The organism is Chloroflexota bacterium (assembly GCA_013152435.1).
Lineage (GTDB): Bacteria > Chloroflexota > Anaerolineae > DUEN01 > DUEN01 > DUEN01.
In genome coordinates this window covers 19,442-27,835 of record JAADGJ010000132.1, presented here as the reverse complement: position 1 = coordinate 27,835, position 8,394 = coordinate 19,442, and the positions used below count along the sequence as shown (strand labels likewise).

Below are 8,394 nucleotides of genomic sequence, written 5' to 3'. Positions count from 1 at the left end.
CGCATCATCCTTGGATCACGACTTTATGCTCACCTCCGTGTACGAGCTCTATCGCGTACCTCCTGCAAATTGACGATCTCGGCCACCTCATAGCGGGTAGGCACGCTGCCCTCCACGGGACGCAGACGCAATACGGCCGGGAAGTGTCCCATTCGCCCATGGAGTTCGGCCAGCAGAACCACGGCGGCGGGGGCATAGCCGGGCGGGTTGATGAGCAACGGCGTCGTCTGCCATCCCTCTGGGCCCAGCCCCACCCGATCGACCAACTCCCGGATCTGGCTCTGCAAAGGGGCTCTTATGATCGAACTGGGGCATCTCACCCCGGATTTCGGCCACCTCCTGGCCGGTCAACGCCTCGATCTGCGCCCGCTGCTCGTCAGTGAGAGGATGTGAGAAGTTGATGAGGATCATGGTTCCCTTCTCTCCAGCCTCGTCGGCTTGCCCAGGGCATCGTGCACCTTTCCAACCAATTCTTCAGTTTCGGCCTGGCTCAGCTCTCCCTGGTCATGAAAGCTGGGAAGCTCCACGAGGGTGATGCCAATGGCCTCAGCCAGCGCCCGATTGTTGCTCTTTTCAGGCCATCGCTGATCTATCACGAGGAATCGGCGTGTATAAGTGCCGAAAAACCGCTGTCCGCCAGCGACCGCCAGTTGCTTTATTCCCTCAGTAGTCCGCGCTTTGCCCCCCGTCTTCGCCTCGATTATTCCCACCTGGTTGTTACAACGTATCACGAAGTCCACATCTACGGCGCCGCTCTCATGCTTCCATCCCACGCCGATCTCATCCACCCATGGCTCCAGAGCCAAGTGAATGGCCCGTTCGAATGCCACCCCCTTACCTCGACCATATCCTGTGAATTCATACTGAGATCCGAAGTAGGAGACCAGATAGTCATCCAGCGTGATGGTGTCGGAGATCGTAATCGTATCCGCTACTTTGGGCATCCCTCTCTCATCGAACTCGTAGAAGTCTATTTCGGTCTCGGATCGCTGACTGCGGACGTAAAAAGGCCGTTGACCCGTCTCCCTCGCTGCCATCAGGGCAGCCATGGACATGGGCTTGGTCCCACCCGTGACGTTGACCAGAGCCTCGCCCAAGCTCCTCAACAACTCCGATACCTGCGATGTAATCTTCCCAACGTCGTACGCGTCTATAGGATAGAGTTTCACTTCCGCCTCTCCCAGACGCATCTTCAGGCGATCGGCCATGAGCTTACTTTTCCAGAAATCGGTATGGAGGATGTATATCTCGTCGGGATGGAAGTTCCTGGCCGGCAATAAGTTGGGAGCCGCCTGCTCGCCAGCCAAAAGCACCATAGCCTTCATGTGTCTCTCTCCAACAGGACCTCTACATCCTGCGCCTGATCCCTTCCCTCGTGCTTGCCGATTTTGTACTCTACTACCTGGCCTTCCCTGAGCTGCTGGATCGGCGGAACCAATTGGGAGACATGTACGAACATATCCTTCCCACCGTGAGCGGGCCTGATGAACCCATACCGGCCTTCTTCGCGCACGCGCACAACCGTACCGCGATAACGCCCTGGAGGCGGGGCCTCCCGCCTCAGCAACCTGAGCCGGGCTAACTCGTAGGTCTCGCCCGGCCGGAAGGCGAAGACGGACGAGGAACCGGTCTCGAGAGTCATCCGCCCATACCCACTAGACGTTCTGGCCCCGATCCCCTCCTCCATCAACGCATGGCCTAGGATATCGAACACCTTCTCTACCCAGGCATCATCACCTTGCAAGGCAACCAGGTATCTCCCCGTGGCGCTGAGAAAGGGCACGGGATTGGGGCTATCCCAGTCAGCGGGTGGCTTCTTTTCGCCGCTGTAATACTCCCGATGATGCACCGTGATCACGTCAGGCCAGAGAGCTTTCCCCTTATGGCCGCTGCCGGGCACATAAAGCGCGTCGAAGAATGTGACATACCCCGCCTCGTCCGTATCCCCGAAGACGGCCTGATATGCCCATCCGTTCCTGCTCCATTCGTCTCCCTCCAGCCTTCGACGGGCGTAACTGGCAGCCAGGCCCTTCAAGGCGCTGCCAGGAATATAAGGGACACCGTAAGTATGATGTAAAGTGATCGCGGTTTCCAGTACCGCCTCGCCTCCCAACCCGACGGCCAGACGCCCTAACGCCTTGGCCTCCCTCAAGTGCTCTTCTTTCACGCCGCACTCCCTTAGGGCCTCTTTCCAACGCTGGAAGAACCTCACGTAGGGCTTTGGCTCTGAGATACGAGACACCTCCTTGACTAAGGTGCCCTGGGGGGGGCTCCCATCTTGTCGCTCAAAACCAGCGATGAACTTGTCCAGCCAGAGGCCTGCGTGGGTGGTGGATTGCGCCTCTATGTCCTCGAAACGCCCTCTGCGATCGCTCATATCTCTTCCTCCGCCGGCTCCACCCCGAGGACTGACTGTGCGAAGCGTTTGTACCACTTCAGCGCCAGCATGACCTGGTTGGTCAGATAGATGTAGTCGGCCAGATCAGCGCAACGGCTGGTTGCCAACAGCCCTTCTCCGTCGTTCACGCCCACCACCTGAGCCAGATCCTCCAGCAATGCTCTATAAGGCCCCCTGTCGCGGCTGTTGACGAACTCTAACGCCTGTACCAGCCCCGCCTGTCTCACCAGGATCGGCAGCTTGTGCGCCATGGAGCCATACTGTTTACGCTCCCTGGAATCCCCGGGGTACTCTCCCTCTCGGGCCTTCACCTGATCGTAGATGGATGCAGCATACCTCTGTTCTAGGCTTATCATCATATTGCCTCCCTACACTAGGCGCATCTGGCAGAGCCCGCGGCCAACGGTGGCGTTTCCCCCCACCTGCACCGGAGACTTCACCAGATCTCCCACAACGGAAAAGACCTCGTCCTTCCCGGCTTTTACCTCGGCCGCCAGCAGCAGGCCTGACAGCACCGTCTCGGCCGGCAGAGCCTCCTCGTACCACAACGCCCCTCGCTCCACCGTTTTCTCCTTTTCCTTCAAACGGATTCTGGCCGCGATCTCGGTGGCTGTTTCCAACAGGAAGGAGAGCACATCGTCGTGGACGATGCAAATGCGGCCTTTTAGCGCACCTTTCCAATAAGAGTCAGACGGAAAGAGTTGGCTCCCAAGCCACTCAGCCCATCGAGCGGCCTCCTCCGACTCCTTTGCATTCAGCTCCAGATCCTCCAGGATGACCCGCCTTCCATTATCCCCCGCCATGTCAATTTCGCAGCTTTCATCGCTGACGAAACAGGTTTCGAGGTTGGGGACGTCGGGCGCGGTATCGGGAGGCATAGCGTCTCGCACGTTGTCGGCATCTCGCAGAAATCGCCGCAGCAACAGCGGAGATGTGACCCATGCGAATGTGCCCTTCAGGCTGCGCACCGGCAAAAGCAGCAACCGCAGATCGGTGAACTGGGCAGAGCCCGCATGAAGATCGGCGTTGCCCGTATCAGGCCCGAAGATAGCGACCTTCTTGTCATCGGGACAGGCATCTCGCAGCACCCCTTTGACCGAGGACCCTGGCACGATGGGGATGCCCGTGGCTTTCTCTCGGGCAACAGGCAGGTCGATCACCCCAACACCCTGACCCGTTCCGGCGTGTATCGGAGAAAGCGCGTGGAGGAAAAGAAGTTTCGCGTACATGACTAATCACTCCTTTTGGTTTGCCCCATCACAGGTAGTCGAGAAAAGCTTGGAGAACGTCCGATTTGCCCTTAAGGGGTGAGATTTCATCCGCTTCTTCCTGAGTCAAACCGGCTTCTACAGGAAAATCTCCCTTCACCGTCTTCAGAACATAGCCTCCTGGAGGATCAGCGGGCCCTTCGAGCACACAGGCGATCCCAACAGCCTTGCCATCGGAACAGAGAAAAGGGCGAAGGATCAGACGGCTTGCGTATCGCTCGTGCCCAGCGCCCTGCAGAGTCGCAGGTTGGGGATCACCACAACTGACATCGTCTTGCCTGAACTGGATGATCATGGGGAGACCGAAGCGTCCTCGCGGCGCTTTACCTTGAACGGGATGAACAGGATCATGTCCCGGAGAGTACGTATCGGTCACGCGTCGCACTGTGTCGGCCTCAGGCCACTTGCTACGACCATAGGGCCGACCATGGCTATCAGGGTACCGCGATTGGCGAAACCGGCGTAAGCGTCCGAAGAGGTGCTCCCAGGCTTCGACCCCGTCTCCTTTCGCAGGAGTCAACACAATCCTCATGTCCCGCAGCAGATGGGGAACCCTTTTCGGCCACTTTCCCTCCGTTACATACTTTTTTAGTCCCTCTTGCAACCATCTCTCCACTTGATCGCAGCTTGGCGGCGTCTGCCGCTGATCGTCAATCGCCACCAAGTGTAATGCACCGAATCCCCGTCGCGTGCGAGCGCCAATGCCACCAAATGTCTCCCACGCCCACAGGGCAGCCTCGATCTCGTCCATTAGATGGAGCCTTATCCGTCGGCTCCCTTTCAGAGTGACTTCCACTTCTTTCTGAGTCAGCATCAGTTCGAGGGTGAACACAATGCCTTCCTCGCGCAGCCCAGCGGCAGGTTTGTCCGGCATCTTCCGCAAGGGAAAGGCCACGTAACTGTAGGGAGAAGAAGGGTCACCTACATCCACTTCCATCCACCTTTCCCTTCTCCTAATCTGAACTCTCTTGAATTCCGATGTGGAGGAGACGTCCGAGATCATGATCCGCACTTTGGACGGTCCCGGCTTCCCTTTGGCCGCCGCGGAGCCCCAGATCGCCTCTTCCGCTCTGCGCATCGCCTCCAGATCACCATCGAACAGCCCTCCACGTGTAGCTCGCCACCAGAAGCGCAGTTGCCCGCGCACCTCGGGGCCCCGCACCACGGTGATTGGATCCGCTTCCTGGGGATTCGCACCGCCGCCAAATAGCGGCGTGATCAGTTCATATTTACGAGTCTGCCGCACCATGCTCTCCTCGTCGAGATCGCGAGGTTTGACATCAGGCGGTGGCGATTTTGGTTTTCGGTTTCTGTTCATCGTCCCCCCTCCATCTCCACTAGGACACCGTCCCAAACGCCTACAACAGCCAGACCGAAACCATCCCTGCGATCTTGTTCCCCATCACTGACGTTCTGCATCCAGACGGCATCAACGAAACGTCTGATCGCATCGTCGTCTCCATTGAGCTCCAGAAAATACACGCTTCCGGCCGGAGCTAGACGACGGGTTGGCTTCGGTTTCCTTTTCTCGTAATCCCACCCGGATACCGCCTGATACCGGGGCACGGCTGCTGCCACGATCCTCACTTCAACATCAGGACAACACTCCTCTACCATCCAGGTGGGAAGGTGACCGCGCTCGAACAGGCCAGGAGTGAGCAAGATCAGCCTACACCTCTTCTGCCCGACAACAATGTCCGCCAACCCGGCAGGTTGAGGCGGTAATGTCATATCCGTCCTCCGCCAAGAGACGGCTCGCCGCTCGCCCCCCAGAAAGCCCAGCCCCTCTTTCATTTCGGCATCGGTCTCCACAGCCAGCGCCATCTCCCGCACACGACTCAAGTCCTTTCGGCCCCCACTTACGAACTCCAAACCGCTGGTCTGGAAGAGGGCGCCTTCCTTCGCCGTCTGGGTGACGGCTTCCATAGCCACGTGAATCCTTCGCTCTCGGACCGGACCTTCTTGTCCCCAGGCATCCATTGGCCCAGCGGCCAGATCGTCCGTCGGCGCCACCAGCCATTCCTCAAAGGCCCTCCACTTCCAAAACCTGGGAGCTTTGGGATGAGGCTTACTCTTTTCCATGGTTCTCCCCAAAGCTACAGGGACAAGCCTATCCACCAGATTAGTCCTGGCTCCATCTGGTACCCGAGCAGGCTTCAATCGCCTCCTTCTCCCTTCTTCATCATTATCCCCTCGGAACACCAATGCATCCGCCGGAGCGGGTACGAACCACTCTGTAACCTTCCTATCCCATCCTACTTCCACCAGCAGAGGACCTCGGATGCTCAGGGACAAAAGCTCGTCAATGCGCTTCTCGCTGAAACGTCCATCTGCATCCGGCCCGGCATGCGTGCGCACTCCGCCCGCTATCGTCGACGGGAAGGGGAATGGCAGTGATTTGGCCATAGCCCCCGGCACGGCGCTGAAGGGTTTCCCGTCCCGGAAAATGAGCGGATCTCTGGGTTCAATAATCCATAGACTCATGGCTCTCTCACCTCCTGCCGATTTGCAATCTCCCTTCTGCCATGTCGAGGGCCTCGGCGAATGTGATGGCTACTATCAGCTCTTGGGATACCTCCGCAACCGGCCTCGGGGTATCTACTACCCCATCTAGCCATCGGGAAAACTTGTCTTTAACCTCTTGAGAGATTTGCACGGCTCCTCCCGGTTCCCGCCTACGTCCCACGATGCGCATCGCCTCCGCTTTTAACGCTCCTTGAAGCGTTCCATCCCTTCCAAGGACACGATCCAGTTCCCGCAGTTCGTATGCCGCTTTTTTACTGATGGCCTCCTTCCGTACAAGAGCAATCATCTCCTGCAAACGCCGGTGCAGATCCTCGCTTCGACCTGCAATGGTACGGTCCACTCCACTCCGCTTGCTGAGGATGATGGCCAGGCCATTCTTCCCGGGCAGAAATTTGGCTGCCCTCTCAGCATCTCTCGACATCTCCAAGACCTCAGACAAGGGATACAGGTGATGGGCTACGACGATACCCACTGAGAGGGTGGGATGTTTTCCTGCCTCGTAGCTGAACTTCGACATGCGGCTATCGAAGCCCTGCGCCAGTTCTCTGGCACAGGCAAGGACGGTGTGCAACGGAAGATACGCCAAGATATCGTCGCCTCCAGAGTATATCAGGACCCCCCTATGTCTCTTTACCAATTTCTTTACCTCGGCGGCAAACTCACTGAGCTCTTGGGACAGCTTGCGGTGCTCTCTCTCTTCCTCCAGACTATCTATAGTTTTGCCCATGTTGTCCCCATCAGCCCTCAGCAACGCATAGTAAGGTTGTGGGCGTGCATCTCCTGCATACCTCTGGATCAGTCCGTTCCACTGACTCCGCGCCTGTTTCAACGTCTCATCGTCAGGGGCCCACTCCCGTAGCCTGGATTCGAACAGCAGCGCCCCATCACCGTCTTCACCATGAGGCTCCATGCCGCTCTCTCTGAGCGCTTCGTAAACCTCCTTCAACAGGCTATCCCCCTCTCCAGCGCCTCTCACGCGATCGACCATCTCAAGAAAAGGGATCGCTGCCATGTGAGACGTACTTCTGAAGTCCGGCTCCTCCCTATCCCCCCGCTGTCCATTACGTTTGATCAGATCCACCCCAGAGAGACGCTCGCCCCGGCGGGCTCCATACTTCAAATAAAGGTCCCTCTGCTTCTCAACCCGCACATCTGGGGGATCCCCCGCAGCAGGATAGGCATCCTCCGGTATCACAGACTCCCGAATCCCGTCTAGAGAGGACTTTGGCACAGGTTTGCCACCGAACTGCTGAAAGTCCCGCGTGCCCTTTCTGGCTGCCATCAGCCATTCCGCCAGATCGCGAGCGTGCCCGTAGCGGCCGTCTTCCACCGGTACACCCACCCAGTAATACTCCACCAAATCATCCATCTGACGTATGGCCAAGCCTCTGTCGAACTGCCCGCGCACCTTCCCGAGCGCATTCTCTCGCAGGGATTCCAATCGCTTCCTAACAGCGTTTTCCACATTTGCGCCGATCTCGTCTGGGTCGCCTTCAACGATCGCCACGATCTTGTTGGGAACGTTCAGATCGCTGCCCGGCTCCAGAGAGGCAATCGCTCGAGGAGCAGGAAACACGAGAGAGCCCAATTCATATCGATCGGCTATCGCTTTAGCAGCAGCTTTGGACAGCTCACTCAGCATCCATGACCCATACCATAGATCACGGCTGCGCCTGGCAGTGGCGATGAAATCTTGTACCGGTCCGAGCATACATAGAAACAAGTGCTTCATAGCACACCTCTCTTATATGAGGAGGACTCGGGGTGAGAGGCTTTGAACATCCTCTCCTCGTATAGCCTACTTTGCAATGTGCTACCAGATGATACCGACCAGGACAACGCCAATTCTCCGACCGGGGAACACACAACGCAGGGGCTTCAGCGAAAAGGTAACCGAAACAGGAACAGAGGGGCTCTTGGCAATGAGGTGATTAGAAGTGCACTCTGCACCTGCGATAACAGGTCGAGCTTCTACAATTCACTCGCGGTGCATGGAACCACCGCCGGCGGGCTCATCTTCAAGCCCTTTCCCAATATGGGATCCCAAAAACGTTCTTTGGAGACGCACCAGGTGGGGAAAAACGTTCCCGGATATCTCAAGCTCTAAACACGCGAGGTCCACTACCATCTATCTTAGCATATATTGCAATGGAAATCAATACCGTTAGCTCAATGGTAATGTATCCTTTTCGATGGAAAAAA

The 8,394-nt window shown here is 57.5% G+C and carries 7 protein-coding genes and 1 pseudogene; all 8 read right to left on the bottom strand.

All coding sequences use genetic code 11. The annotated features are described in order from the left end of the window. Positions 1-29 precede the first annotated feature (29 nt). A pseudogene (locus GXP39_18410) lies at positions 30-411 on the bottom strand (hypothetical protein). Next, positions 408-1,325: a DUF1887 family protein gene (locus GXP39_18405; GenBank protein NOZ30007.1), complete on the bottom strand. Its 918-nt coding sequence runs from the start codon at positions 1,323-1,325 to the stop codon at positions 408-410. The pseudogene GXP39_18410 and the gene GXP39_18405 overlap by 4 nt, the downstream one beginning before the upstream one ends. Beyond that, complete coding sequence (cmr6, locus tag GXP39_18400) at positions 1,322-2,377, bottom strand: type III-B CRISPR module RAMP protein Cmr6 (protein ID NOZ30006.1); 1,056 nt, start codon at positions 2,375-2,377, stop codon at positions 1,322-1,324. The genes GXP39_18405 and cmr6 overlap by 4 nt, the downstream gene beginning before the upstream one ends. Next, positions 2,374-2,754, bottom strand: a complete 381-nt coding sequence (locus tag GXP39_18395) for a type III-B CRISPR module-associated protein Cmr5 (GenBank protein ID NOZ30005.1) — start codon at positions 2,752-2,754, stop codon at positions 2,374-2,376. The genes cmr6 and GXP39_18395 overlap by 4 nt, the downstream gene beginning before the upstream one ends. Before the next feature lie 12 nt (positions 2,755-2,766). Next, positions 2,767-3,627, bottom strand: coding sequence for a type III-B CRISPR module RAMP protein Cmr4 (cmr4, locus tag GXP39_18390; GenBank protein NOZ30004.1), 861 nt, complete (start codon positions 3,625-3,627; stop codon positions 2,767-2,769). Positions 3,628-3,655: 28 nt separating this feature from the next. Beyond that, the gene (cmr1, locus tag GXP39_18385; GenBank protein ID NOZ30003.1) at positions 3,656-4,984 is read right to left on the bottom strand and encodes a type III-B CRISPR module RAMP protein Cmr1; all 1,329 of its coding nucleotides are present in this window, start codon (positions 4,982-4,984) and stop codon (positions 3,656-3,658) included. Then, positions 4,981-6,150, bottom strand: coding sequence for a type III-B CRISPR module-associated protein Cmr3 (cmr3, locus tag GXP39_18380; GenBank protein NOZ30002.1), 1,170 nt, complete (start codon positions 6,148-6,150; stop codon positions 4,981-4,983). The genes cmr1 and cmr3 overlap by 4 nt, the downstream gene beginning before the upstream one ends. A 7-nt stretch (positions 6,151-6,157) precedes the next feature. Next, on the bottom strand, positions 6,158-7,924 hold the full coding sequence (gene cas10 / locus GXP39_18375; GenBank protein NOZ30001.1) for a type III-B CRISPR-associated protein Cas10/Cmr2: 1,767 nt from the start codon (positions 7,922-7,924) through the stop codon (positions 6,158-6,160). Positions 7,925-8,394: the final 470 nt, after the last annotated feature.